Origin of the sequence: Pseudomonas sp. CP4, assembly GCF_047758505.1 — a bacterium.
GTDB lineage: Bacteria > Pseudomonadota > Gammaproteobacteria > Pseudomonadales > Pseudomonadaceae > Aquipseudomonas > Aquipseudomonas fluorescens_AO.
Genome location: NZ_CP180489.1, coordinates 5050750 through 5074698 on the forward strand (window position 1 = coordinate 5050750; position 23949 = coordinate 5074698).

Annotated in this window: 18 protein-coding genes; 10 read left to right on the plus strand and 8 right to left on the minus strand. The window is 61.1% G+C overall.

The genetic code is table 11. The annotated features are described in order from the left end of the window. The first annotated feature begins 86 nt into the window (after positions 1 to 86). Positions 87 to 2180, plus strand: a complete 2094-nt coding sequence (locus ACMYUN_RS22795) for an LTA synthase family protein (protein ID WP_415761836.1) — start codon at positions 87 to 89, stop codon at positions 2178 to 2180. Between the two features lie 72 nt (positions 2181 to 2252). On the opposite strand, the gene ACMYUN_RS22800 is transcribed toward ACMYUN_RS22795, so the two are convergent. Continuing rightward, positions 2253 to 2405: a DUF3309 family protein gene (locus tag ACMYUN_RS22800; RefSeq protein ID WP_003183939.1), complete on the minus strand. Its 153-nt coding sequence runs from the start codon at positions 2403 to 2405 to the stop codon at positions 2253 to 2255. 331 nt (positions 2406 to 2736) lie between these two features. Between ACMYUN_RS22800 and ACMYUN_RS22805 the strand changes: the two genes are divergently transcribed. From ACMYUN_RS22805 to csrA, 3 genes are all read left to right on the plus strand, one after another. Continuing rightward, positions 2737 to 3552, plus strand: a complete 816-nt coding sequence (locus ACMYUN_RS22805) for an SDR family oxidoreductase (protein ID WP_039760088.1) — start codon at positions 2737 to 2739, stop codon at positions 3550 to 3552. A gap of 63 nt (positions 3553 to 3615) precedes the next feature. Next, positions 3616 to 3948 (plus strand): YnfA family protein, encoded by a 333-nt coding sequence (locus ACMYUN_RS22810; protein WP_415761837.1) that lies wholly within the window; start codon positions 3616 to 3618, stop codon positions 3946 to 3948. Between the two features lie 133 nt (positions 3949 to 4081). Further along, positions 4082 to 4267, plus strand: coding sequence for a carbon storage regulator CsrA (gene csrA / locus ACMYUN_RS22815; protein ID WP_024013891.1), 186 nt, complete (start codon positions 4082 to 4084; stop codon positions 4265 to 4267). Between the two features lie 5 nt (positions 4268 to 4272). On the opposite strand, the gene ACMYUN_RS22820 is transcribed toward csrA, so the two are convergent. The 4 genes from ACMYUN_RS22820 to ACMYUN_RS22835 all read right to left on the minus strand — a co-directional run bounded on the left by ACMYUN_RS22820 (position 4273) and on the right by ACMYUN_RS22835 (position 9529). Continuing rightward, a complete protein-coding gene (locus ACMYUN_RS22820; protein WP_003172962.1) occupies positions 4273 to 4500 on the minus strand; it encodes a YheU family protein in 228 nt (75 codons plus the stop codon). A 169-nt stretch (positions 4501 to 4669) separates the two neighbouring features. Next, positions 4670 to 5860 carry an osmoprotectant NAGGN system M42 family peptidase gene (locus ACMYUN_RS22825; RefSeq protein WP_129997700.1) on the minus strand — a complete coding sequence of 397 codons (1191 nt, stop codon included), beginning with the start codon at positions 5858 to 5860 and terminating at the stop codon, positions 4670 to 4672. 147 nt (positions 5861 to 6007) lie between these two features. After that, positions 6008 to 7753 carry an N-acetylglutaminylglutamine synthetase gene (gene ngg / locus ACMYUN_RS22830; protein ID WP_415761839.1) on the minus strand — a complete coding sequence of 582 codons (1746 nt, stop codon included), beginning with the start codon at positions 7751 to 7753 and terminating at the stop codon, positions 6008 to 6010. Positions 7754 to 7756: 3 nt separating this feature from the next. Continuing rightward, positions 7757 to 9529: an N-acetylglutaminylglutamine amidotransferase gene (locus ACMYUN_RS22835; RefSeq protein ID WP_415761840.1), complete on the minus strand. Its 1773-nt coding sequence runs from the start codon at positions 9527 to 9529 to the stop codon at positions 7757 to 7759. A gap of 316 nt (positions 9530 to 9845) precedes the next feature. On the opposite strand from ACMYUN_RS22835, the gene ACMYUN_RS22840 reads away from it, so the two are divergent. Continuing rightward, entirely contained in the window at positions 9846 to 14657 is a 4812-nt protein-coding gene (locus tag ACMYUN_RS22840) for an NEL-type E3 ubiquitin ligase domain-containing protein (RefSeq protein ID WP_415761841.1), read from the plus strand. A gap of 3 nt (positions 14658 to 14660) precedes the next feature. Here the strand turns inward: ACMYUN_RS22840 and mnmC are convergent, their stop codons facing one another. Continuing rightward, the gene (gene mnmC, locus ACMYUN_RS22845) at positions 14661 to 16640 is read right to left on the minus strand and encodes a bifunctional tRNA (5-methylaminomethyl-2-thiouridine)(34)-methyltransferase MnmD/FAD-dependent 5-carboxymethylaminomethyl-2-thiouridine(34) oxidoreductase MnmC (RefSeq protein WP_415761842.1); all 1980 of its coding nucleotides are present in this window, start codon (positions 16638 to 16640) and stop codon (positions 14661 to 14663) included. 313 nt (positions 16641 to 16953) lie between these two features. Here mnmC and pap point away from each other — a divergent pair, with 313 nt between their 5' ends. Continuing rightward, positions 16954 to 18468: a polyphosphate:AMP phosphotransferase gene (pap, locus tag ACMYUN_RS22850; RefSeq protein ID WP_415761843.1), complete on the plus strand. Its 1515-nt coding sequence runs from the start codon at positions 16954 to 16956 to the stop codon at positions 18466 to 18468. 103 nt (positions 18469 to 18571) lie between these two features. Further along, complete coding sequence (locus ACMYUN_RS22855) at positions 18572 to 19756, plus strand: thiolase family protein (RefSeq protein WP_039760075.1); 1185 nt, start codon at positions 18572 to 18574, stop codon at positions 19754 to 19756. 116 nt (positions 19757 to 19872) lie between these two features. Here ACMYUN_RS22855 and ACMYUN_RS22860 read toward each other — a convergent pair whose 3' ends face one another. Beyond that, the gene (locus ACMYUN_RS22860) at positions 19873 to 20064 is read right to left on the minus strand and encodes a DUF6316 family protein (protein ID WP_024013884.1); all 192 of its coding nucleotides are present in this window, start codon (positions 20062 to 20064) and stop codon (positions 19873 to 19875) included. 210 nt (positions 20065 to 20274) lie between these two features. On the opposite strand from ACMYUN_RS22860, the gene ACMYUN_RS22865 reads away from it, so the two are divergent. Then, complete coding sequence (locus ACMYUN_RS22865) at positions 20275 to 21234, plus strand: DMT family transporter (protein ID WP_129997354.1); 960 nt, start codon at positions 20275 to 20277, stop codon at positions 21232 to 21234. 123 nt (positions 21235 to 21357) lie between these two features. Here ACMYUN_RS22865 and ACMYUN_RS22870 read toward each other — a convergent pair whose 3' ends face one another. Further along, positions 21358 to 22752 carry a class II fumarate hydratase gene (locus ACMYUN_RS22870; protein ID WP_129997353.1) on the minus strand — a complete coding sequence of 465 codons (1395 nt, stop codon included), beginning with the start codon at positions 22750 to 22752 and terminating at the stop codon, positions 21358 to 21360. A gap of 191 nt (positions 22753 to 22943) precedes the next feature. Here ACMYUN_RS22870 and ACMYUN_RS22875 point away from each other — a divergent pair, with 191 nt between their 5' ends. Both ACMYUN_RS22875 and ACMYUN_RS22880 read left to right on the plus strand, forming a co-directional pair. Beyond that, a complete protein-coding gene (locus tag ACMYUN_RS22875; protein ID WP_039760068.1) occupies positions 22944 to 23465 on the plus strand; it encodes a DUF2059 domain-containing protein in 522 nt (173 codons plus the stop codon). A 12-nt stretch (positions 23466 to 23477) separates the two neighbouring features. After that, on the plus strand, positions 23478 to 23777 hold the full coding sequence (locus ACMYUN_RS22880) for a BolA family protein (protein ID WP_415761844.1): 300 nt from the start codon (positions 23478 to 23480) through the stop codon (positions 23775 to 23777). Positions 23778 to 23949: the final 172 nt, after the last annotated feature.

Sequence of the window (23949 nt, forward strand, 5' to 3'; positions counted from 1 at the left end):
CACGCCCCGGGGTCTGGAATGACCAATAGAGGGCCTGGCGCCGCTGTATTTTTGCAACTTCAACTTCCAATGGGTCCTAAAACGACATGGCAAACCCGGACGCCCTGAATCAGCAGCGATCTTCTGCTCGCCTGCTGCAACCGACCGTCAAATCGCATCTGGCCTACACGCTGCTGTGCGCATTGGTCATGATGGTCATGTTTTCCGCGCTGCGCCTCGCGCTGCTGGTCTACAACCGCGAAATGATCCTCGACACTCCGGCCGCGACCTTCCTCGAAGCGTTCGTCAACGGTCTGCGTTTCGACCTGCGCCTGGTGGTGTACCTGTGCATTCCGCTGGTGCTGGCGCTGTTCAGTGCCCGGGCCATGGCCGCGCGCGGTTTCTTCCGCCTGTGGCTGACCGTCGCCTCGAGCATCGCGCTGTTCCTCGGCCTGATGGAAATGGACTTCTACCGCGAGTTTCACCAGCGCCTCAACGGTCTGGTGTTCCAGTACGTGAAGGAAGACCCGAAAACCGTAATGAGCATGCTCTGGTACGGTTTTCCGGTGGTGCGCTACCTGCTGGCGTGGGTGATCGGCACAGTGATTCTGACCCTGGCGTTCAAAGGCGCCGATCGTGCCACTCGCCCGCGCGGACCGTTCAGCGGCGGCAGCGTCAGCTCCCGTCAAGTCGCACCGTGGTACACCCGTCTGGCGGTGTTCGTGGTTTGCCTGTTGATCTGCGTGATTGCCGCCCGCGGCACCCTGCGTCAAGGCCCGCCGATGCGCTGGGGCGACGTGTACACCACTGATTCCAACTTTGCCAACCAGCTCGGTCTCAATGCCACGCTGTCGCTGATCGAGGCCGCCAAGTCCCGCATGGGCGAAGATCGCGACAATATCTGGAAAGCCACGCTGCCGCAGGAGCAGGCGCAGAAAATTGTCCGTGAGATGCTGCTCATGCCGGACGACAAACTGGTCGACGCCGATATTGCCGCCGTGCGCCGTGATTACACGCCGCCAGCCGACAAGACCCTGCCGATCAAGAACGTCGTCGTGATTCTCATGGAAAGCATGGCCGGTCATTCGGTCGGTGCCTTGGGCGCGCCGGGCAACATCACTCCGTACCTGGACAAGCTGTCGAAGGAAGGTCTGCTGTTCGACCGTTTCTTCTCCAACGGCACCCACACCCACCAGGGCATGTTTGCGACCATGGCCTGCTTCCCTAACCTGCCAGGTTTCGAATACCTGATGCAGACTCCGGAGGGCAGTCACAAACTGTCCGGTCTGCCGCAGGTGCTCAGTGCTCGCGACTACGACGACGTGTACGTCTACAACGGCGATTTCGCCTGGGACAACCAGTCGGGCTTCTTCAGCAACCAGGGCATGACCAACTTCGTTGGCCGCAATGACTTCGTCAATCCGGTGTTCTCCGATCCGACCTGGGGCGTTTCCGACCAGGACATGTTTGATCGTGGCCTGCAGGAACTGAAGGCGCGGGAAAACGGCAAGCCGTTCTACGCATTGCTGCAAACACTGTCCAACCACACCCCGTACGCCTTGCCGACACCGTTGCCGGTCGAGCGCGTCACTGACCGTGGCAGCCTCAACGAACACTTGACCGCCATGCGCTACTCCGACTGGGCACTCGGCCAGTTCTTCGAGAAGGCGCGCAAAGAGAAGTACTTCAACGAAACCCTGTTCGTCATCGTCGGCGACCACGGCTTCGGCAACGAGCGCCAGATCACCGAAATGGACCTGGGTCGCTTCAACGTGCCGATGCTGATGATTGCTCCAGGCATTCAGCAGAAGTTCGGTACCCGTGACCATACCGTGGGTACGCAGATCGACATCGTGCCGACCATTATGGGCCGTCTTGGTGGTGAAGTGCGTCACCAGTGCTGGGGCCGTGACCTGCTCAACCTGCCGCAGGGCGATACCGGTTTCGGTGTGATCAAGCCATCGGGCAGCGAGCAGACCACCGCCATCGTTACCGCCGAGCAGATTCTGGTGTTGCCGCGTGACAAGGACATGGGCCCGAAAATCTGGCAATACCAGCTCGGTGCCAATCCGCACGCCGAAGTTGTGCCGGACGCGCCGCGCACTGCCGAACTCAAACTCAAACTTGAAGCGTTCCTGCAAACCGCGACCAAGAGCCTGCTCGATAACACCGCCGGTGTGATTCACGGCACGCCGGACTGATGCCTGGTTAAAGTCCACGCAATAAAAAAGAGGCCCTTGAACAAGGGCCTCTTTTTTTACAGCTTCAAATCGTCATATCTTGCCGAGTAACAACAGCACCAGCAGCACGACCAACACCACGCCGATAATGCCCGACGGGCCATAACCCCAACTTCTGGAGTGCGGGAAGACCGGCAGACCACCGATCAGCAACAGGATCAGGATGATGATTAGAATTGTGCCCATGGGTGATTTCCTTGTTCAGAGTCTGGAAGAGTCTTGATGCTCAGTGGGCAGCTGGAGAGCAACTAAATTCCAGCCGGCTTACATGTTCCGACTTGCGCCAGTGAAAAATAATTCAATGTTTTTTTAATGTATTTGGATTGCTCTGTTATTTCCTTTCCAGCAAAAAGATCGCAGCCTCGTTGCACTCGTCAGCTCTTACATGAGACCAACCGGAAAACAAGGACGGCTGGAATCTTTTGATCCTCCATTCAGCAACTGGATGGAGCGTGGGTGGCGCTGGATCCTTCGCTACACTCGGCGCATCTCTCCCGGAACAACAAGGCTGTCCGCTATGCAAAATCGCATGATGATCACTGGTGCAGGCTCAGGCCTGGGTCGCGAAATCGCGCTGCGCTGGGCCCGTGAAGGCTGGCGGCTGGCCTTGTCCGACGTCAGTGAACCCGGCCTGCAGGAAACCCTGAAGCTGGTGCGCGAGGCGGGCGGTGACGGCTTCATCCAGCGCTGCGACGTGCGCGATTACAGCCAGCTCACCGCGTTCGCCCAGGCTTGTGAAGAAAAACTCGGCGGCATCGACATCATCGTCAACAATGCTGGCGTCGCCTCGGGCGGGTTCTTCAGCGAACTGTCGCTGGAAGACTGGGACTGGCAGATCGCGATCAATCTGATGGGCGTGGTCAAAGGCTGCAAGGCGTTCCTGCCATTGCTGGAACAGAGCAAGGGCAAGATCATCAACATCGCCTCTATGGCCGCGCTGATGCAGGGCCCGGCGATGAGCAACTACAACGTGGCCAAGGCTGGCGTGGTGGCCTTGTCGGAAAGTCTGCTGATTGAACTGGCGCAGCAGGAAGTGGCGGTGCATGTCGTCTGCCCATCATTCTTCCAGACCAACTTGCTGGATTCTTTCCGTGGCCCGACCCCGGCAATGAAAGCGCAGGTCGGCAAGTTGCTGGAAAGTTCGCCGATCAGTGCGGCGGATATCGCTGACTACATCTATCAGCAAGTCGCCGCCGGCGAGTTCATGATTCTGCCTCACGAACAAGGGCGCATGGCCTGGGCGCTCAAACAGAAGAACCCGCAATTGCTCTACAACGAGATGACCTCAATGGCCGAGAAAATGCGCGCCAAGGCCAGACAAAACAACGCTTGATCTTGTTCGTTGCTGGCCGCGTGGTTAGGGTGACCGCCATGGTCACCCTGTCGAGACGCGTTCATGCTCAATTACCTGTGGTTCTTCCTTGCGGCGCTGTTTGAAATCGCCGGCTGTTTTGCTTTCTACATGTGGCTGCGCCAAGGCAAGAGTGCGTTGTGGGTGATTCCCGCGTTGCTCAGCCTGACCCTGTTCGCGCTGTTGCTGACCCGTGTTGAAGCGGCCTACGCCGGGCGCGCCTATGCAGCATATGGAGGGATCTACATCGTTGCTTCGATTGGCTGGCTAGCGATGGTCGAGCGGGTGCGTCCGCTGGGTTCGGACTGGATTGGCATGGCCCTGTGCGTGGTCGGTGCCAGCATCATTCTGTTCGGGCCGCGCTTTTCCGCCGCCTGAGGCTTTTGTGCGAAGCGTCTGACAGCTGTGGGCGTGGGCGACTGTAGGGCAAGACTGATTTGCTCGTCGTGGATTGTGAAGACGCTGTAAGCCGCGCATCTTCAGGGTTTGCCAGTCCTGAAGGATGAATCCCATGCTTGTACTCAGCCGTGTGGTCGGTGAGTTGATTTCAATCGGTGACGACATCACCCTGCGTGTTCTGTCGGTCAATGGCTCCAGCGTGCGCTTCGGCGTCGAGGCGCCGAAGAAAGTCCATGTGCACCGCGCCGAGGTCTATGACCGGATCAAGCGCAAGGAGGCCGCCGCGAAGGCTGGCTGACGGTTTCAGTCGAACAGATGCTTGGGTACGTCGTGCTTGAGCATCAGCTGGCACTGTTCGCTTTCCGGGTCGAACACGATCAGTGCCTGGCCTTTGGTCAATGCCTGGCGCACGCGCAATACGCGGGTTTCCAGCGGGGTGTCATCGCCGTTGTCAGTACCGTCGCGGGTGACGAAATCCTCGATCAGGCGGGTGAGGGTGTCGACTTCAAGCGCGTCGTGTGGAATGAGCATGGGCACCTCGGTCAAATCAATGTCGGGATGCTACGGGGATTGGGTTTTGCCTGCCAGTTCTGTATTGGACTTGTCGGCCCATTCGCGAGCAGGCTCGCTCCCACATTTGAAATGCGATCCCTGTGGGAGCGAGCCTGCTCGCGAAGGCGGTCATCTGTTCACCGAAGGCTCAACTGTCAGAACGCTGCCCCACCAGACTGTCTACCGGCGGCACGCGGGTTTCGCTTTCCATCTGCGTGTCATGCTCGATCTGATGGCTGAAGCGATCCAGAGACGCATTGGCCGGCGCCGCATCGCTGGCGAAGACTGGCGGGCTGAGGATGTACGCGCCGAGCAAACGGCTGAGCGCCGCCAGGCTGTCGATGTGCGTGCGTTCGTAGCCGTGCGTGGCATCGCAGCCGAAGGCGAGCAGGGCAGTGCGGATGTCGTGGCCGGCGGTGACCGCCGAATGCGCATCGCTGAAGTAATAGCGGAACATGTCACGGCGCACCGGCAATTCGTTCTCGCCGGCCAGACGCAGCAAATGCCGCGACAAGTGATAGTCGTACGGCCCGCCAGAGTCCTGCATCGCCACGCTCACCGCGTGTTCACTGGAATGCTGGCCCGGCGCGACCGGCGCAATGTCGATGCCGACGAACTCGCTGACATCCCACGGCAATGCTGCCGCCGCACCGCTGCCGGTTTCCTCGGTAATGGTGAACAGTGGATGGCAATCGATGTTCAGCTCCTGGCCACTGTCGACAATCGCCTTCAGTGCGGCGAGCAGTGCGGCCACGCCGGCCTTGTCGTCGAGGTGGCGCGCACTGATATGGCCGCTTTCGGTGAACTCCGGCAGCGGATCGAACGCCACCACGTCACCGACATGAATGCCCAGCGATTCGCAATCGGCTTTGGTCGCGCAGTAGGCGTCCAGCCGCAGTTCGACATGGTCCCAACTGATCGGCATTTCATCGACCTGGGTATTGAACGCATGCCCGGAAGCCATCAGCGGCAACACGCTGCCGCGAATCACGCCAGTGTCGGTAAACAGGCTGACCCGGCTGCCCTCGGCAAAGCGGCTCGACCAGCAACCGACCGGGGCGAGGGTCAGGCGACCATTGTCCTTCACCGCACGCACCGCGGCGCCGATGGTGTCCAGGTGCGCCGATACGGCGCGGTCGGGGCTGCTTTTTTTGCCCTTCAACGTCGCGCGAATGGTGCCGCGTCGGGTCATTTCAAACGGAATACCCAGCTCTTCGAGACGCTCGGCGACATAGCGCACGATGGTGTCGGTGAACCCGGTAGGGCTGGGAATGGCGAGCATCTCCAGCAGGACTTTTTGCAGGTAAGCCAGATCCGGTTCAGGGATTTGTGTGGTCATGGTCATGGAAACTCCTGATGGGTTGAGCACTGATCGTTCCCACGCTCTGCGTGGGAATGCAGCCCGGGACGCTCTGCGTCCCTCGAATGGACGCGGAGCGTCCGATGAGGCGTTCCCACGCAGAGCGTGGGAACGATCAGGAAAGGTTCAGACAGCCGGCTGACTATGCGGAAACAACAGATCGACAAAGCGCTCCGCCGTCGGCTGCGGTTCATGGTTGGCGAGGCCGGCGCGTTCGTTGGCTTCGATGAACACGTAGTCGGGCTGATCCGCCGCCGGCACCATCAGATCGAGGCCGACCATCGGTATATCCAGCGCCCGCGCCGCGCGCACTGCCGCGTCGACCAGGGTCGGATGAAGAATGTCGGTCACGTCTTCCAGCGTACCGCCGGTGTGCAGGTTAGCCGTGCGCCGCACGAACAGATGCTCGCCGGCCGGCAGGATGCTGCTGTAGTCATAGCCGGCAGCGTGCAGCGTACGTTGGGTTTCGTGGTCCAGCGGGATCTTGCTCTCGCCGCTGGTGGCCGCTTGCCGGCGGCGGCTCTGCGCTTCGATCAGCGCGCCGATGGAATGCTGGCCATCACCGACCACTTCGGCGGGCTTGCGAATAGCAGCTGCGACCACTTCGAAACCGATCACCACAATGCGCAGATCGAGACCTTCGTGGAAGCTCTCCAGTAACACGCGACTGTCGAACTGCTTGGCGGTTTCGATGGCCTTCTGCACCTCTTCGATGGTGCGTAAATCCACCGCGACGCCTTGGCCCTGTTCACCGTCGAGCGGTTTGACCACCACCCGCTGGTGTTCATCGAGGAAGGCCAGGTTGTCGTCGGCATTGCCCGCCAGTTGCTGTGCCGGCAGTTTCAGGCCGGCGGCCTTGAGCACCTTGTGGGTCAGGCTTTTGTCCTGGCACAAGGTCATGCTGATGGCGCTGGTCAGGTCGCTGAGCGACTCGCGGCAGCGCACGCGACGGCCACCATGGCTGAGGGTGAACAGCCCGGCGTCGGCGTCATCCACTTGCACGTCGATACCGCGTCGATGCGCTTCTTCGACGATGATCCGTGCGTAAGGGTTGAAATTCGCCTCCGGCCCCGGGCCGAGAAACAGCGGCTGATTGATCCCGTTCTTGCGCTTGATGGCGAAGGTCGGCAGGTTGCGGAAACCGAGTTTGGCGTAGAGGTTTTTCGCCTGACGGTTGTCGTGCAGCACCGACAGATCCAGATAAGCCAGGCCACGGCTCATGAAGTGCTCGACCAGATGTCGCACCAGCACTTCGCCGACGCCGGGGCGCGAGCAATGCGGGTCGACCGCCAGGCACCACAGGCTGCTGCCGTGTTCCGGATCGTTGAAAGCTTTTTGATGGTTGAGGCCCATGACACTGCCGATCACCGCGCCGCTATCCTCGTCTTCCGCCAGCCAGTACACCGGACCGCCCTGATGATGCGGAGTGAGCAGCTCCGGATCTATCGGCAACATGCCGCGCGCCTGGTACAAGCGGTTGATCCCTTGCCAGTCGGTTTCACTCTGCGCGCGACGAATGCGGAAGCCGCGAAACACCCGCGTGGCCTGCCGATAATCGCTGAACCACAGGCGCAGGGTGTCGGATGGATCGAGAAACAGCTGCGTCGGCTCCAGGCCAAGAATCTGCTGCGGTGCGGCAACGTATAGCGCGATGTCACGCTCGCCGGGCTGTTCGTTGAGCAGCTCCTGCGCCAGCGACGCCGGGTCTGGAAAGGTGTGCCCGATCAGCAGCCGGCCCCAGCCGCAGTGCACGGCAATCGGCGCGCTGGCAGGCTCGCTGCCGTCTTCGGCCAGGCGCGCCTGCAAACGTTCATACGAGGGGGCCTGACCACGCAACAGGCGTTGGTTGATGGACGTGGCATGGGGTTTCATCAATCAGATTCCTTGTTCACTGAGCCACAGGTTCAGGGCCGCCAGTTGCCACAGTTTCGAACCGCGCAACGGGGTCAGCTGGCCTTGCGGGTCAGTCAGAAGCTTGTCGAGCATGGTCGGGTTGAACAGGCCGCGATCCTGGCTCGGATCCAGCAGCAGTTCGCGCACCCAGTTCAGAGTATCGCCTTGCAAGTGCTTGAGGCCCGGCACCGGGAAATAGCCTTTCTTGCGGTCGATCACTTCGCTTGGAATGACCCGGCGCGCAGCTTCTTTCAGCACTTGTTTGCCGCCGTCGGGCAGTTTGAATTTGCCCGGTACTCGCGCCGACAGTTCGACCAGCCGATAGTCGAGGAACGGCGTACGCGCTTCCAGGCCCCAGGCCATGGTCATGTTGTCGACACGTTTGACCGGGTCATCGACCAGCATCACCGTGCTGTCCAGACGCAAGGCTTTGTCCACCGCGGCATCAGCGCCAGGCTGGGCAAAATGCGCTTTGACGAAGTCGCCCGCTGCGTCGTGATCGACCAGCCATTTCGGCTGAACCGTTGCCGCGTAATCGTCATAGCTGCGGTCGAAGAATGCATCGCGGTAGGCCGCGTATGGATCGGCCGCGCCGTCGACCTGCGGATACCAGTGATAACCGGCAAACAACTCGTCCGCGCCCTGGCCGCTCTGCACCACTTTGCAGTGCTTGGCCACTTCCCGCGACAACAGATAGAACGCGATGCAGTCATGGCTGACCATCGGCTCGCTCATCGCCCGGAACGCAGCAGGCAGTTGCTCGATGATTTCTTTCTCGTCGATGCGCAACTGATGGTGGCGGGTGCCGTAGTGCTTGGCGATCAGGTCCGAATACTGGAACTCGTCGCCGCGCTCGCCGCCGGCATCCTGGAAACCAATGGAGAAGGTCGACAGGTTCTCTACACCGACTTCACGCAACAGGCCGACCAGCATGCTCGAGTCGACACCGCCAGACAGCAACACGCCGACATCCACTGCCGCACGCTGACGAATCGCCACCGCTTCGCGGGTGCTGTCGAGGACGCGATCGACCCAGTCTTCCAGATTGAGGTTTTTCTCGTCTTCATTCGGGCCGTAGGGCAGGGTCCACCAGGTTTTCTGCTCGGTGCGGCCATCGGCCTCAACGCGCATCCAGGTGGCGGGCGGCAATTTTTCGATACCGGCCAGCAAGGTGCGTGGCGCAGGCACCACCGCATGGAAATTCAGGTAATGGTTGAGCGCCACCGGATCAAGAATCGGGTTGATGTCGCCACCCTTGAGCAGCGCCGGCAGTGCCGAGGCAAAGCGCAGGCGTTGGCCAGTGCGCGACAGGTACAGCGGCTTCACGCCGAGACGGTCACGGGCGATGAACAGGCGCTTGGCATCGCGCTCCCAAATGGCGAAGGCGAACATGCCGTTGAGCTTCGGCAGCAGCGCCTCGCCCCAGGCGTGATAACCCTTGAGCAGCACTTCGGTGTCGCCGCCGGAATAGAAGGCATAGCCCAGCGCTTCAAGCTCTGCGCGCAATTCCGGGAAGTTGTAGATCGCGCCATTGAAAGCCAGGGACAGGCCCAGTTGGCTGTCGATCATCGGCTGTGCCGAACCGTCCGACAGGTCCATGATCTTCAGGCGTCGATGGCCCAGGGCAATCGGCCCTTGGGCATGGAAGCCCCACGCGTCAGGGCCGCGAGGGGCCAGGTGATGGGTGATTCTCTCGATCGCTGCAAGGTCTGCAGGTTGTTGATCAAAACGTAACTCGCCAGCTAATCCGCACATAAAGTCCTTACCGGTTTTTCCGTTGGGGAAGGTCAAGCCGTACCGCGCGAAAAGTGCGGGTACTCAGAAACTGACCTGTCACGGTAGGCGGAGTTTTAGATCGATAAGTTATAAGCAAGCCGTCTGCGCCAAGGTGCGGCGGTTATCCAAGCGCAAGGAGCGTGGACAACCGACTCTGAGCTACTGGGTGGTAGCGGGCTGTTTTAACGGTCGCAAATCCTGTTTGGTTGCCGGGATTTCCCCGAGCTTTTTGAATTATCAATTTGCCTCAGGCATCGCTAAGGTCACAGGCCTCCCGCAATAAAGGACTATTGCCATGCCTTCCAAAGAAAACAACATCCCAACGACTCAAGCCACGATTCTCGGCACATTGCTTGAGGCTACCGGCGACCTCGATATTGCCCAAGCCCTGCAGAAAAATCTGCCGCCGCATTTGCTTACGGCCTCGCCTGCGACCCTCGCGGTGCTCGATCAGACCGTCAGAGATCTGCATACCCTGCAACTGAAGGTCGAGAAGGACTTCAGCCGCCTCGAATCGTTGCAGCCTTTCTGCATCCGCGAGCTGACCGCCGCGCTGAAGAAAAAATGGCCGGCGGTCTATGACGTCGAGCGGGATCTGCTGAGCCTGCCCGGTGTCGACTGCGGTTGTGAGGCGGTCACTGCCGATGAGTCCGGCGTCGAAGTGATCAAACATGCCACGCAGACCCTGCTGCAGGCGGCGATGCAGAATTTCACCGAGGATGAAGAACAGGCAGATGCGTTCCCCTCAGGCAGTGTGGTGCGCGTCCAGAGTGCGCCCGGCGGGGTCAAGGATCTGACTCCGGCGGCGTTCGCCACGTTGTGCCGCGAGCTGGATCTGGGCAAGCAATACCAGCTGCATTTGCAGAAAACCTTCGGCCTTGTGGACGATGGCGGGAACGTCGTGGCCAGCAGTGCCATGACCCGCGACATCGTCGCGATGAAAAAGCATCTGTTGCGACTGGATGCCGAGCAGGCCTGGCTCAAAGGTGACATCACCTCATCCGGGCTGCGCATGGTCAAGGATCTGATCGAGGCCGATGGCGTGGCGTCGCCGCAAACCCTGCGCTACGGCGAGGACCCAATGGTCATGCAGGGCATTGAAATATTCGACAGCTGTGTCTGGGGCGTCGTGGTTTTCAGCGCACGTTCCCTGGAGCACCATCCCGAGGACGGCTGCCTGGTGTACATGCCTGGCGAGCCCGCACGAGCCCTGTACGAGTACCCCAATCTGGCGGCCTTCAAGCTCTACCTTACGCAACAACTGCAGACGACGGACTACCGGGAATACTTCGCTCGCAGTCTGGATGAAGATGACAAGGCCGATTTCCTCACGGCGTTCACCGACAAGGGTGAGGTGGCCGTTATCAAACAGCTGTCGATCGATGTATCACTGTTCGATTTCATGCTGCTGAGTCATGTCGGCAAGCGCCAGATCGATGCGCGCAAACTGGCGGTGCCGACCGCGGATATCGATGAAGAAGCGCGTCGCAAACGCCTGCAGGACTGGCTCGAGTCGGGAGTGACCCTGGCTTCTGTGGCAGGGCTGTTCGTGCCGGTACTCGGGCAGTTGATGATGGGCGTCGCAGTGGGCCAATTGCTTGGCGAGGTGTTCGAGGGCGTCGAAGACTGGCAACGCGGTGACCATCAGCAAGCCCTGTCGCATGTGCTCAGTGTCGTCGAGAACATTGCGCTCATGGGCGTCTTCGCCGGTGGGCAAAAAGCAATCGGTGCCCTGGGCGGCAAGCTGCTGCGCAGCCATCCCGAGTTTTTCGGACAATTCGCTGCGATTCTCGATCACGCCGCAAGACCTCGCTTGTGGAAGCCGGAACTCAGCCATTATGAGCACGCGCTTCCAGCCGGTTTCACCATCGATGCGGGCTCCGAGGAGTTCTACCGGATCGGGGTCAAGACCATAGGCCGTGTCGACCATCGGCTGCTTGCGGGCAAGTACGACGCCGACGGCAAGACCTGGCACCTCGAACACGCGCAACGTGCAAACGCCTATGCCCCACAATTGGTCCGGCATGTCGAGGGCGGCTGGCAGGTTCCCAACGAGGCGCCGGAAGAATGGAGCAGCTCGGCCTACACGCTCAAGCGCATCGATCCACAACTCAGCGAGTTCGTCGATGATGATCTGGACATGATGCGCCGGCTCAGCGACACCTCGCACGAGGCGCTGTTGCAAACCTTCAATGACAACCTGAAGCTGCCGGTGCGCTTGCGCGACACCGTGGAGCGTGTGCGCCTGATCCGGCAATTGCGCGAGCTGACAATCGAATTGCACAGCGGCGAGTACCATTCCGGCCAGCCTGTCGAGGAGCAGTTGCACGCTTTGCCGACGTTGCCGGGCTGGCCGACTGACCGTTATATCGCGGTGACCAGCGCCGAAAAAGCCATCGAAGCAACCTATCCTGCGACGCGCTTGCTCGACGACACCCTCAGTGTCGAGGTTACGCGCGAGCAGTTGTCCCGGGGTCAATTGCTGCAAACGGTCATCGATGGCCTTGACCAGCACGAAGTCAAAGAGATGCTTGGCGCCAAGGTGGCGAAATCCACGCAGGCATCGGCGCTGGCAAAAAAGCTGGCCGCGGCACTCACTGCGGATCATCGCGCGGCCTTCAAGCGCATGTACCAGCGTTACGACCAGAGCGAGGCGGGCGAACTGGTGAAATTACGCCAGGTGTTCACTGACCTTTCGGCGCGTCATGGGCAACGCTTGGTCGACCGCGCCACCAGTGTCGAGCGCCAGCACCTGCGATCGACCGGACGGGTGCCGTTGCGCCTTGCGCAGCGGGCCAGGGCCGGCATTGAGGAGGTGCGCCTCGATCACGCTCTGGCGGGTTTTCATTGGCCGCGTCTGGCCAACGTTGACACTGATGCGCTGGCCATCCGCTTGCTGCCGCGCCTGAACGGCTGGGATACGCAATGGCGTCTGCAGCTGCGCGAAAACACCCTGGCGGGGCCGGTTCTGGAAGAGGTCGGCGACACGGCGGCCAGCGCGGAAAACACCTGCACACTGGTGAAATCTGCCGCCGGTTATGAAGCGTTCAGCGACGAGGGAAAGTCCCTTGGCAAGGTGGCCATGGGGCCTGAAGCGTTGTTCACGGCCATTTTCAAGGCACTGCCGCAGCGTCAGCGCACGCTGCCGGGTTTTGCCGCGAACACCCGGCAATTGCGCAGCAAGCTGCTTGATGCCGCCTTGCAGGAACGCCAGGTCACGGCTCGCACGTTACGCAACGCTAAGGCCGCGAGGATCGAGGAACCGGCATGCGTGCAAGGTGATCAAGCCCCTGCAAACAAGCATCCGCGCGGGCTGCTGCGCAAAGTGCGCAGGCTGTACCCGCGCCTGAGTGAAACCCAGGCCAGCCAACTGATCGATGGCCTCGGCGCGGATCCGCTGAGCCGCGCGACCCGGGTCAAAGCGCTGCAGCAGGAACTGAAAACCCTGCGTGACGCTTTGTTTGTCTGGAGCGAGGACGCGCTGGGCCTGAAGGCCTTGGGGGGTGACCTGGCAGAAGCGCGCCACAGCCGAAAAATGACCGCAGAACTGATCGAGGAGGGTTTTCGCCGGTTTCACTGGGTGCCTGACGAACAGGGCAAATCCCTCTGCACGCTCAACCTTGATGGCATGCGCGTCGGCAAGCTGCCGACACTGCCGCCGGGGGTGAGCTTTGATCACATCCAGCAGCTATCGATGAAGAACATGGCCCAGAACGACGACGTCGCGCACTTTCTCAAATCCTTCAAACAGCTCGAGTCGCTGGAACTGGACAACAACAGCGTTACACGCTTGCCGGAAATGCTGTCGTACATGCCCAATCTCCAGCGGCTGAGCCTGGCAAACAATCAGCTGCAGCTGACGGAGCCGACGCTGGCCAAGCTCAAACGCATGACCACGCTGCACTACCTCAATCTCAATGGCAATCCTCTGGGCGCGACGCCGGACGTCAGTGCCATGCGCGATTTGCGCCGATTGCTGCTGCGCGAAACGGGACTTAGGGAAATGCCGGTCGGCCTCAAAAATCTTCCGTCTGCCGAGTGGATGGACCTGCGCAACAACCAGATCAAGGATCTGCCCGACTGGCTGTTCGAGGTGTCGCGTCGATTCAGTCAGGCGCTGAATCTGCGCTTCAATCCGTTGTCTGCGGCCAGCGAGACTCACCTTGAAAACTACCGCAACAACATCGGTGTCGGCATGGGCTACCTGCAGGACGATATCGCTCGGCTGGACGAACAGAAGGCCCGTTCGCTGTGGATGATCGACAATCCCCCAGCGCAGGCCGCCGAGCGTGAACGGATCTGGACCGCTTTCAAGGACGATGAGCGCGGCGAGGCCTTGTTTCACTTGTTGTCGGAACTGGGCGATACCGCTGATGCGACGCAGGGCAGTGCCGACATGCGCCGGCGCGTCTGGGCTGTGCTTGAGGCGGCGCAGCGTGACCCGGTGCTGTGCGATCAAGTGCTCAACCTCGCCGCCAATCCGATCAACTGCACGGACAGCGCGGCGATGAACTTCAGTCATCTGGAAGTGGCGGTCGAAGTTGATCGGGTCAGTAATATCGCCGGCGGCCGGCCGGTCACTGCCAAACCGCTATTGGAACTGGGAAAACGCCTGTTTCGCCTGGAAAAGCTCGGCGACCTTGCGCTTGAACATGTGCGCAAACATCCGAAGGCTGACGCACTGGAGGTCAATCTGGCCTATCGCACCGGACTCGCCGAGGCGCTCGACTTACCCGGGCAGCCGCGACGGATGCAATTCGCCGAACAGGGGGGCGTGACGGCTGCCGATCTGGAGACGGCCAAGAACCGGATCATGACGGCGGAGCTGTCGCCCGAATGGCTGAAATTCATGCAGCGGCAAGGGTTCTGGACAGACTATCTGCAGCGCACGTTCGCGCGGAAATTCTCGCCCATCGATGCGCTCTACGCACCGCGCATCGATGCTGTATTCGAACAGGCCGAAACGCTGCCCTCCGCCGATTACCTGAGCCAGATGGATGCCATCAGGCTCGAGCGCGATGAGGCACAACAAGCCGTAATCAAGCGTCTGACCGAAGAGTCGATACGCCTGATGGACCTCGGCCTCTGTGTAATGCCCGACGAGTGAAACCTACTTGCCGCGAATCAACTGCCGTAAGGCGAAACGGTTGGGATGGCAGGCTTCGGCTACGCTGCGCGGCAACGGCAGCGGCTCGTTGCCCAGCCACGCGGCGAGCAATTCGCCGGACAGCGGCGCGGTGATCAGCCCGCGAGAACCGTGGCCGCTGTTGACGTAGAGTCCGTCGAGCCATGGGCAAGCGATGTCCGGCACTTGGCGGGCGTCCTTGCTCAACGCTGCGTAGCTCTGGAGGAAGGCTGTGCGGTCGGCGAGCGGGCCGACGATCGGCAGATAATCCGGGCTGGTGCAACGGAAGGCGGCGCGGCCTTCAAGGTTCTCGACTGGCTGCTCGCTGATGTTCAGACGGGTGAGCAGATCGTTGGAAATCTCTTCGAGCATTTCCAGATTGCCTTGGTGCTCGGCTGTCGTGGGCGTCAGATCGTCGCTGTTGAAGTCGAAACTGGCGCCCAGCGTATGCTCGCCCAGTCGTGCCGGGGCGACATAGCCCTCGGCGCACACCACCGTGGCCAGCGCATGACTTTCTGCAGTCTCAGCCAGACGTGTGATCTGCCCGCGAATGCGCTTGAGCGGCAGTTCGGCACTCTGGGCAAAACGTTTGATTTCGGCGGCTCCGGCCAGGATCACCACCGGCGCACTGGCGAGCAGTCGTTCGCCGTCGAAGGCTTGCCACAGGTCTGCGACTTTGCGCAGTTCCAAAGCTTCGTGATGGCTGAGCAAATCAATGTTGGCATGCATTGCCTGGGCCTGACACAGCGCTGGCGGATGCACCCAGCCGCCTTCGGGGTAGAACAAGCCGCCGTGGGCCACGCCGACACCGGCGCGGGCCTGGGCTTCAGGTTGTTCCAGCCAATGCAGCAGATCTTCCGGGAATGCCTGCGCCAGTTGCGCGTGGCGCTCGGCTTCCTTGGCATTGAACGCCAGTTGCAGCACCCCGCAGTCATCCCAGTCGCTGCCGCGCTGCAGCGTTTCCAGCAGACGCCGGGTGTAACCGAAGCCGCTGAGGATCAATTGCGACAACGCCGTGCCATGGGCGGACAGCTTGAGATAGAGCACGCCTTGCGGGTTGCCCGAAGCTTCTTGCGCCACCGTCGCATGCCGCTCCAGCAGACTCACCTGCCAGCCGCGCGCCGCCAGGCTCGATGCTGTCGCGCAGCCGGCCAGGCCGGCACCGATCACCAGCGCCCGGCGCTCGCCGTTGAGTGGAGCAGGGCGGGCGAACCAGGGTTTCGCCGGTATCGGCGCCGCCACCTCGGCGGGCCAGCCAAGAAATTCGCCACGCAGGATTTCCCACTTGTGGCCGATGCCCGGCGTGCGCTTCATCTTGAACCCGGCAGCGTTGAGCAGACGGCGGACCCAGCCGGTGCTGGTGAAGGTGCTGATGGTCGATCCCGGTGCGGCCAGACGCGCCAGTTCGACGAACAGCTCAGCGGTCCACATGTCCGGATTTTTCGCCGGAGCGAAACCGTCGAGAAACCATGCATCGACCTGCGCATCGAGTTGTGGCAGTTGCTCCAGCGCATCGCCGATCAGCAAGGTCAGCGTCACCCGGCCTTCGGCCAGAGTGATGCGCTGAAAACCTTGATGAATCGCTACGTAGTGCTTGAGTAACTGATCGGCCAACGGCTTGAGTTCCGGCCAAAGTGCCAGGGCCCGTTGCAGATCCGCTGGCGCCAGCGGGTACTTTTCCACGCTGACAAAATGCATGCGTGCGCCGGCCACCGCGTGCTGTTCGAACAACTGCCAGGTGCAGAGAAAATTCAGCCCGGTGCCGAAGCCGGTTTCGCCAATGATCAGGCGCCCATCGGCGGGCAGTGCAGCGAAACGCTCGGCCAGACGGTTCTGCTCGAGAAACACGTAACGGGTTTCTTCCAGCCCCGACTGGTCGGAAAAATACACGTCATCGAACACCCGCGAACGTGGGCGTCCCTGGTCGTCCCAGTCGAGTTGGGCGTGGGGCATTTCGGCTTTCATGGCAGGCTCGGCAAACACAAGGCGGCCATTCTAGCCGATCGCGCCGGTACTACCTGATCCAGCACAAGGCTCGCGGTGAAAAGAACCCTGTGGCGAGGGGATTCATCCCCGCTGGACTGCGAAGCAGTCCCAAAACCATCCACCCCGTTTTCCCGATCCAAACCACACTTCCCGGATTTACGCCTGCTGCACAGCCAGTCAACGATAAATCCCCTCACACAAAGTTCTCCTCCCGTCCTGAGTTCATGGGAATTTATGCGCCGCGTCCGTGCCCAATCCGCTAGTCTTGCTGAACCCTGGAAGGAGCCGTCCCATGTTCGAATCCGCTGAAATCGGTCACGCCATCGACAAAGACACTTATGAGGCGGCGGTCCCTGCGCTGCGCGAAGCCTTGCTTGAAGCCCAGTTCGAGTTGCAGCAGCAGAAGCGCTTCCCGGTAATCATCCTGATCAACGGCATCGAAGGGGCGGGCAAGGGCGAGACGGTCAAGCTGCTCAATGAATGGATGGATCCGCGCCTGATCGAAGTGCGCACCTTCGACCAGCAAACCGATGAAGAACTGGCACGGCCACCGGCCTGGCGCTACTGGCGCATGCTGCCGGCCAAGGGCCGAATGGGGATTTTCTTCGGCAACTGGTACAGCCAGATGCTGCAGGGCCGGGTGCACGGTCTGTTCAAGGATCCGCGTCTGGATCAGGCCATCGCCGGCGCCGAGCGTCTGGAAAAAATGCTCTGCGATGAAGGCGCGCTGATCTTCAAGTTCTGGTTTCACCTGTCCAAGAAGCAAATGAAAGCGCGGCTCAAATCGCTGGCCGACGACCCACTGCACAGCTGGCGCATCAGCCCGCTGGACTGGCAGCAGTCGCAGACCTACGACAAGTTCGTCAAATACGGCGAGCGCGTGCTGCGCCGTACCAGTCGCGATTACGCGCCGTGGCATGTCATCGAAGGCGTCGATGCCAATTACCGCAGCCTGGCGGTGGGCAAGATTCTCCTCGAAGGCCTGCAAAGTGCGCTCAAGCGCGCCGACGTCAATCCCCACGAAGTCAGTGCCGCGCCGCTGGGCACGCCGGTCGATCAGTTGAACCTGCTCGACAGCCTTGACCTGATCCAGCGTCTAGACAAGAAAGACTATGAAGAACAACTGATCACCGAGCAGGCGCGCCTGTCCGGGCTGATGCGCGACAAACGCATGCGTCGCCATGCGCTGGTCGCGGTATTCGAGGGTAACGACGCGGCGGGCAAGGGCGGTGCGATTCGCCGCGTGGCAGCGGCGCTCGACCCGCGTCAGTACAGCATCGTCCCGATCGCCGCACCAACCGAAGAAGAACGCGCGCAACCGTACCTGTGGCGGTTCTGGCGGCACATTCCGGCGCGGGGCAAATTTACTGTGTTCGACCGCTCCTGGTATGGGCGGGTGTTGGTTGAGCGGGTCGAAGGTTTCTGCACCCAGGCCGACTGGCTGCGCGCCTACGGCGAGATCAATGACTTCGAAGAGCAATTGGCCGACGCCGGCGTGATCGTGGTCAAGTTCTGGCTGGCCATCGACAAGGATACGCAGATGGAGCGCTTCCAGGAGCGCGAAGAGATTTCCTTCAAGCGCTTCAAGATCACCGAAGACGACTGGCGCAATCGGGAAAAATGGGACGCTTATCGTGCAGCCGTGGGCGACATGGTCGACCGCACCAGCACCGAGATTGCGCCGTGGACGCTGGTCGAGGCCAACGACAAGCGCTGGGCACGGGTGAAAGTGTTGCGCACCATCAACCGCGCGCTGGAAGACGCCTTCGAGAAATCCGACAAGAAGGCCAAAAAGCACAAGGACTGAAGCGATGGCCGCGCATACGCCGGGTGAATGATCCTCGCGGTCGGCAAGAAGGTGGACTTATGCTCAGGTCCACTCTCAACCGACAACAACAATGAGGTATGCCATGCGTGAAGTGGTGATCGTCGACAGCGTGCGGACCGGCCTGGCCAAATCCTTTCGCGGCAAGTTCAACCAGACCCGCCCCGATGACATGGCGGCCCACTGCGTCAATGCGCTGCTGACCCGCAACGATATCGACCCGGCCAGTGTCGAGGACTGCATCGTCGGTGCCGGCTCTAACGAAGGCGCGCAGGGCTACAACATTGGCCGCAACGTCGCGGTGCTCTCGCGCCTGGGCACCGGCACCGCCGGCATGACCCTCAACCGCTTCTGCTCGTCGGGTTTGCAGGCGATTGCGATTGCTGCCAACCAGATCGCCTCCGGTTGCAGCGACATCATCGTTGCAGGCGGCGTCGAGTCGATCAGCCTGACCCTGAAAAGCGTCAACACCGATCACCTGATCAACCCGTTGCTCAAGCAACAGACCCCCGGCATCTACTACACCATGGGCCAGACCGCCGAAGTGGTCGCCCGGCGTTATGGCGTCAGCCGCGAGGCCCAGGATCGCTATGCGCTGCAAAGCCAGCTGCGCACCGCTCAGGCCCAGGCCGCCGGTCTGTTCGACGATGAAATCGTGCCGATGGCGGTGAAATACCGCGTCGAAGACAAGAACAGTGGCGAGGTGCAGATTGTCGATGGCGTGGTCGAGCGCGACGACTGCAACCGCCCGGACACCACCTACGAAAGCCTTGCCGGACTGAAGCCGGTGTTCGCCGACGACGGTTCGGTGACGGCGGGCAATTCATCGCAGCTGTCCGACGGTGCCTCGATGACCTTGGTGATGAGCCTGGACAAGGCGCTGGAACTCGGACTCAAGCCGAAAGCGTTCTTCCGTGGCTTCACTGTGGCCGGTTGCGAGCCGGACGAAATGGGCATCGGCCCGGTGTTCTCGGTGCCGAAACTGCTTAAGGCCAAGGGCCTGCAAGTGGCGGATATCGATCTGTGGGAGTTGAACGAGGCGTTCGCTTCGCAGTGCCTGTATAGCCGAGATCGGCTGGAAATCGACAACGACAAGTACAACGTCAATGGCGGCTCGATCTCCATCGGTCACCCGTTCGGCATGACCGGCTCGCGCCAGGTCGGGCACCTGATTCGGGAATTGCAGCGGCGCGATTTGCGCTACGGCATCGTCACCATGTGCGTGGGTGGCGGGATGGGGGCGAGCGGGTTGTTTGAGGCGGTGCGCTAAATCCTCCGTTCGTTGTCGTCGGTCAGATCGCCATCGCTGGCAAGCCAGCTCCCACAGGTTTTGTATATGTCAAAGATCCTGTGGGAGCTGGCTTGCCAGCGATGGGATCAACACGGTTAGCCCTTGGAACCCTGCCGCTGCATCCGCGCTATATAAGCCTGAATTTCCCGCTCGATCACCTGACCGTCAAACGGCCCCTCAAGGGTATTTTCCCGGGTGCTGAAATACAGCTCGCCATTGACCCGACACACGCGGTCGCTGCGAAAACGGGTGGCGGGGGCGCTGTCCTCGGCGCGCATGGCGTACATGTCGGTCTCCCTGATCAATGCGTTGAAAAGTCTGCAGTCAGCTTATGCCTGAAGCACTTGGCATGCCTGCCCGGCCGATCAACGGCGATGCGCCGGTTTATTGCTGCGACCTGCACAGTCTCATTCGCGGCCTGCCGGTAACTGTCCCTGTGTTGTGCTCGGTCGGGCGCCTAGAATGGCTGTTCTTGTCAGCAGGCTTTTGGGGTTCGCATGCACATTTCATCGGGGCGCTGGGTGTACGGACTGTTCCTGGCGCTGTTGACCGCATTTTTGTGGGGCATCCTGCCGATCAAGCTCAAACAGGTATTGCAGGTGATGGACCCGGTCACGGTGACCTGGTTTCGCCTGATGGTGTCCGGTAGTTGCCTGTTCATCTATCTGGCGTCGGTCAAGCGCCTGCCAAGTCGAAAGGTGCTCGGACCCAAGGGCGGCTGGCTGGTGCTGATGGCCGTGCTGGGTCTGGTCGGCAATTACGTGCTGTACCTGATGGGCCTCAACCTGCTCAGCCCCGGCACCGCGCAATTGGTGGTGCAGATGGGCCCGATCATGCTGCTGATCGCCAGTCTCTTCGTGTTCAAGGAACGCTTCAGTATTGGTCAGGGCATCGGCTTGCTGGTGCTGCTGATCGGCTTTGGTCTGTTCTTCAATCAGCGCCTGGCCGAGCTGCTGACCTCGCTGTCCGATTACACCGCTGGCGTGCTGTTGGTGCTGCTGGCGTCGACGGTCTGGACCTTCTATGCGCTGGGCCAGAAGCAATTGCTCACGGTGTGGAATTCGTTGCAGGTGATGATGGTGATCTATCTGTTCTGCGGGCTGTTGCTGACGCCGTGGGTGCATCCGCTGGAAGCGCTGAGCCTGAGCCCGTTGCAGGGCTGGCTGCTGCTGGCGTGCTGCATGAACACCTTGATCGCCTACGGCGCATTCGCCGAAGCACTGGCGCACTGGGAAGCATCGCGGGTCAGCGCGACGCTGGCGATCACGCCGCTGGTGACGTTTGTTGCGGTGGCGATTGCGGCGCGGATCTGGCCGGAGTACGTGCATGCCGAGCAAATCAATGCGCTGGGCTATGGCGGGGCGGTGCTGGTGGTGCTGGGTTCGGCGCTGGTGGCGTTGGGGCCGTCGATGATTGCAGGATTGAAGGCGCGTCGGATGAAGATGGCAGCCAGTTGAACCGCGCCGGCCGCATTCGCGAGCAAGCTCGCTCCCACATTTTTGCGCATTCCCAGCATGAGAATGCAGTCCACTGTGGGAGCGAGCTTGCTCGCGAAGGCTGACTTCCAGGCACTGAAGATTTCAGCCCTTGGCCCCGGCCTCGATCATGTTCTCCGGCCGCACCCAGGCATCGAACTCTTCATCGGTCAGATAACCCAGCTGCAGCGCCGCCTCACGCAAGGTCAGCCCCTCGCTGTAGGCCTTCTTGGCGATCTCCGCCGACTTGTCATAACCGATGTGCGGGTTCAGCGCGGTCACCAGCATCAGCCCGCGTTCCAGGTGCTGGGCCATGGCCTCGGCATCAGGTTCGAGCCCGGCGATGCAGTGCTGCTGGAAGTTGCTGCAGCCATCGCCGAGCAAACGGATCGATTGCAGCAGGTTGTGGATGATCACCGGTTTGAACACGTTCAACTGCAAGTGTCCTTGGCTGGCGGCGATACCGATCGCCACGTCGTTGCCGAGCACCTGACAGGCGAGCATCGACAGCGCTTCGCACTGGGTCGGGTTGACCTTGCCGGGCATGATCGAGCTGCCGGGTTCGTTGGCCGGCAGCTTCACTTCAGCGAAACCTGCGCGAGGACCTGAGCCCAGCAGACGCAAGTCGTTGGCGATTTTCATCAGCGCCACGGCGAGGGTTTTCAGCGCGCCGGACAGGGTCACCAGCGGCTCATGGCCGGCCAGCGCGGCAAACTTGTTCGGCGCGGTGACGAATGGCAAACCGGACAGCGCAGCAAGTTCGGCGGCAATCGCCTCACCGAAGCCGTGCGGTGAATTCAGCCCGGTGCCGACTGCGGTGCCACCCTGAGCCAGCTCGCAGACCGCCGGCAACGCCGCGCGAATCGCGCGCTCGGCGTAATCCAGTTGCGCGATGAAGCCGGACAGCTCCTGGCCGAAGGTGATCGGCGTCGCGTCCATCATGTGCGTGCGCCCGGTCTTCACCAGTTTCATGTGCCGCGCCGCCAGTTCAGCGAGGCCACCGGACAACTCGGCAATCGCCGGCAGCAGTTGTTCCTGCACCGCTTTGGCGGTGGCAATGCTCATGGCAGTGGGGAAGCAGTCGTTGGAACTTTGCGAGCGGTTGACGTGATCGTTGGGGTGCACCGGCGACTTGCCGCCGCGCGGGTTGCCGGCCAGCTCGTTGGCGCGACCGGCGATCACTTCGTTGACGTTCATGTTGCTCTGGGTGCCGCTGCCGGTCTGCCAGACCACCAGCGGGAACTGCTCGTCATGCTCGCCGGCGAGGACTTCATCGGCGGCCTGTTCGATCAGGCGAGCGATGTCGGCGGGCAGGTCGCCATTGCGGTCGTTGACCCGCGCGGCGGCTTTCTTGATCAGCGCCAGGGCGTGCAGCACCGGTAGCGGCATGCGTTCCTGACCAATGGCGAAGTTGATCAGCGAGCGTTGCGTCTGAGCACCCCAGTAAGCGTCGTCCGGGACCTCGATCTGGCCCAGGCTGTCGGTTTCGATACGGCTCATCGTGCACACTCCTGTTGGTCTGTTGGCGCAATTTAGGCCGGCGTCGGCCCGGGTGGTTCCATCGACTCGATTGTTGACCGCAAAACCCCGCCAATCAAGCGCGGCAAGGCCCGGGGGTTGAGCCGCAGCGATTGTTAGGCGCAGAATGGTCGCCCTTGGGGTTCGACCTCGCTTTGCTTAAAGGAAACTCGATGACTCGTCTTCGCGCCATCTGTACCGCGGTTGCACTGGTTTGCGCCAGCGGCCAGGTGCTTGCCGATACCGCCAGCCACAACGCCAGTGCCGAAGCTTTCCTGACGCTGGCTCACGCTGACAAGCTGGGCACCCCGGTGTACATGCAAGTGCAGCAAATGTTCGCCCAGCGCTTTGAACAGACCAAAGCCCCTGAGTCGAAGAAAGCCGTGCTCGAAACCTACCAGGCCAAGGCCAACGCCGCACTGGATCAGGCCATCGGCTGGAACAAGCTGAAACCGGACATGGTCAAGCTCTACACCAGCAACTTCAGCGAATCCGAGCTGAAAGATCTGGTGGCTTTCTACCAGTCGCCACTGGGCAAGAAAGTCCTCGAAAAAATGCCGCAGCTGACCCAGCAGTCGGCGCAGATGACCCAGGGCAAACTGGAAAGCGCAGTGCCGGTGGTCAACAAGCTGCTCGACGACATGACCAAAGAGCTGGACCCGAAAGGCGCTGCTGCGCCGGCCAAGAAGAAGTAAGCGGAGTTCGTGATGACCATGCAACAACGCATCGAATCGACGCTGGCCCTGTTACAGCCTGAGCACCTGCAAGTGCTGGACGAAAGCCACATGCACAGCCGTGGGTTACAGACCCACTACAAGGCGGTGGTGGTCAGTGCGCAGTTCGAAGGCCTGAACCGGGTCAAGCGGCACCAGAAAGTCTACGGCACACTCGGCGAGCTGATGGGCGAATTCCATGCGTTGGCGCTGCACACCTACACCCCGCAGGAATGGGCAGAGATCGACGGCGCCCCGGCGTCGCCGACTTGTGCAGGCGGAAAGCAGCAGTAAGCTGCAAGCTGCAAGCTGCAAGCAGAATCAAAAGCAGCGACGTACTGCTTGCCGCTTGAAGCTTGAAGCTTGAAGCTGCTCCTCTGCTACAATCCCGACGCGCCGCTTAGCCGGCGCGTTTTTTTTGAATCCGGTTCACCCTTTGCGAGGGTAGCCACCTGGAGAAATACCC

Excerpts from the sequence above, each read along its gene's own strand:
- ACMYUN_RS22795 (WP_415761836.1), top strand. The coding sequence starts at position 87 with ATGGCAAACCCGGACGCCCTGAATCAGCAGCGATCTTCTGCTCGCCTG.
- ACMYUN_RS22800 (WP_003183939.1), bottom strand. The coding sequence starts at position 2,405 with ATGGGCACAATTCTAATCATCATCCTGATCCTGTTGCTGATCGGTGGT.
- ACMYUN_RS22805 (WP_039760088.1), top strand. The coding sequence starts at position 2,737 with ATGCAAAATCGCATGATGATCACTGGTGCAGGCTCAGGCCTGGGTCGC.
- ACMYUN_RS22810 (WP_415761837.1), top strand. The coding sequence starts at position 3,616 with ATGCTCAATTACCTGTGGTTCTTCCTTGCGGCGCTGTTTGAAATCGCC.
- csrA (WP_024013891.1), top strand. The coding sequence starts at position 4,082 with ATGCTTGTACTCAGCCGTGTGGTCGGTGAGTTGATTTCAATCGGTGAC.
- ACMYUN_RS22820 (WP_003172962.1), bottom strand. The coding sequence starts at position 4,500 with ATGCTCATTCCACACGACGCGCTTGAAGTCGACACCCTCACCCGCCTG.
- ACMYUN_RS22825 (WP_129997700.1), bottom strand. The coding sequence starts at position 5,860 with ATGACCACACAAATCCCTGAACCGGATCTGGCTTACCTGCAAAAAGTC.
- ngg (WP_415761839.1), bottom strand. The coding sequence starts at position 7,753 with ATGAAACCCCATGCCACGTCCATCAACCAACGCCTGTTGCGTGGTCAG.
- ACMYUN_RS22835 (WP_415761840.1), bottom strand. The coding sequence starts at position 9,529 with ATGTGCGGATTAGCTGGCGAGTTACGTTTTGATCAACAACCTGCAGAC.
- ACMYUN_RS22840 (WP_415761841.1), top strand. The coding sequence starts at position 9,846 with ATGCCTTCCAAAGAAAACAACATCCCAACGACTCAAGCCACGATTCTC.
- mnmC (WP_415761842.1), bottom strand. The coding sequence starts at position 16,640 with ATGAAAGCCGAAATGCCCCACGCCCAACTCGACTGGGACGACCAGGGA.
- pap (WP_415761843.1), top strand. The coding sequence starts at position 16,954 with ATGTTCGAATCCGCTGAAATCGGTCACGCCATCGACAAAGACACTTAT.
- ACMYUN_RS22855 (WP_039760075.1), top strand. The coding sequence starts at position 18,572 with ATGCGTGAAGTGGTGATCGTCGACAGCGTGCGGACCGGCCTGGCCAAA.
- ACMYUN_RS22860 (WP_024013884.1), bottom strand. The coding sequence starts at position 20,064 with ATGTACGCCATGCGCGCCGAGGACAGCGCCCCCGCCACCCGTTTTCGC.
- ACMYUN_RS22865 (WP_129997354.1), top strand. The coding sequence starts at position 20,275 with ATGCACATTTCATCGGGGCGCTGGGTGTACGGACTGTTCCTGGCGCTG.
- ACMYUN_RS22870 (WP_129997353.1), bottom strand. The coding sequence starts at position 22,752 with ATGAGCCGTATCGAAACCGACAGCCTGGGCCAGATCGAGGTCCCGGAC.
- ACMYUN_RS22875 (WP_039760068.1), top strand. The coding sequence starts at position 22,944 with ATGACTCGTCTTCGCGCCATCTGTACCGCGGTTGCACTGGTTTGCGCC.
- ACMYUN_RS22880 (WP_415761844.1), top strand. The coding sequence starts at position 23,478 with ATGACCATGCAACAACGCATCGAATCGACGCTGGCCCTGTTACAGCCT.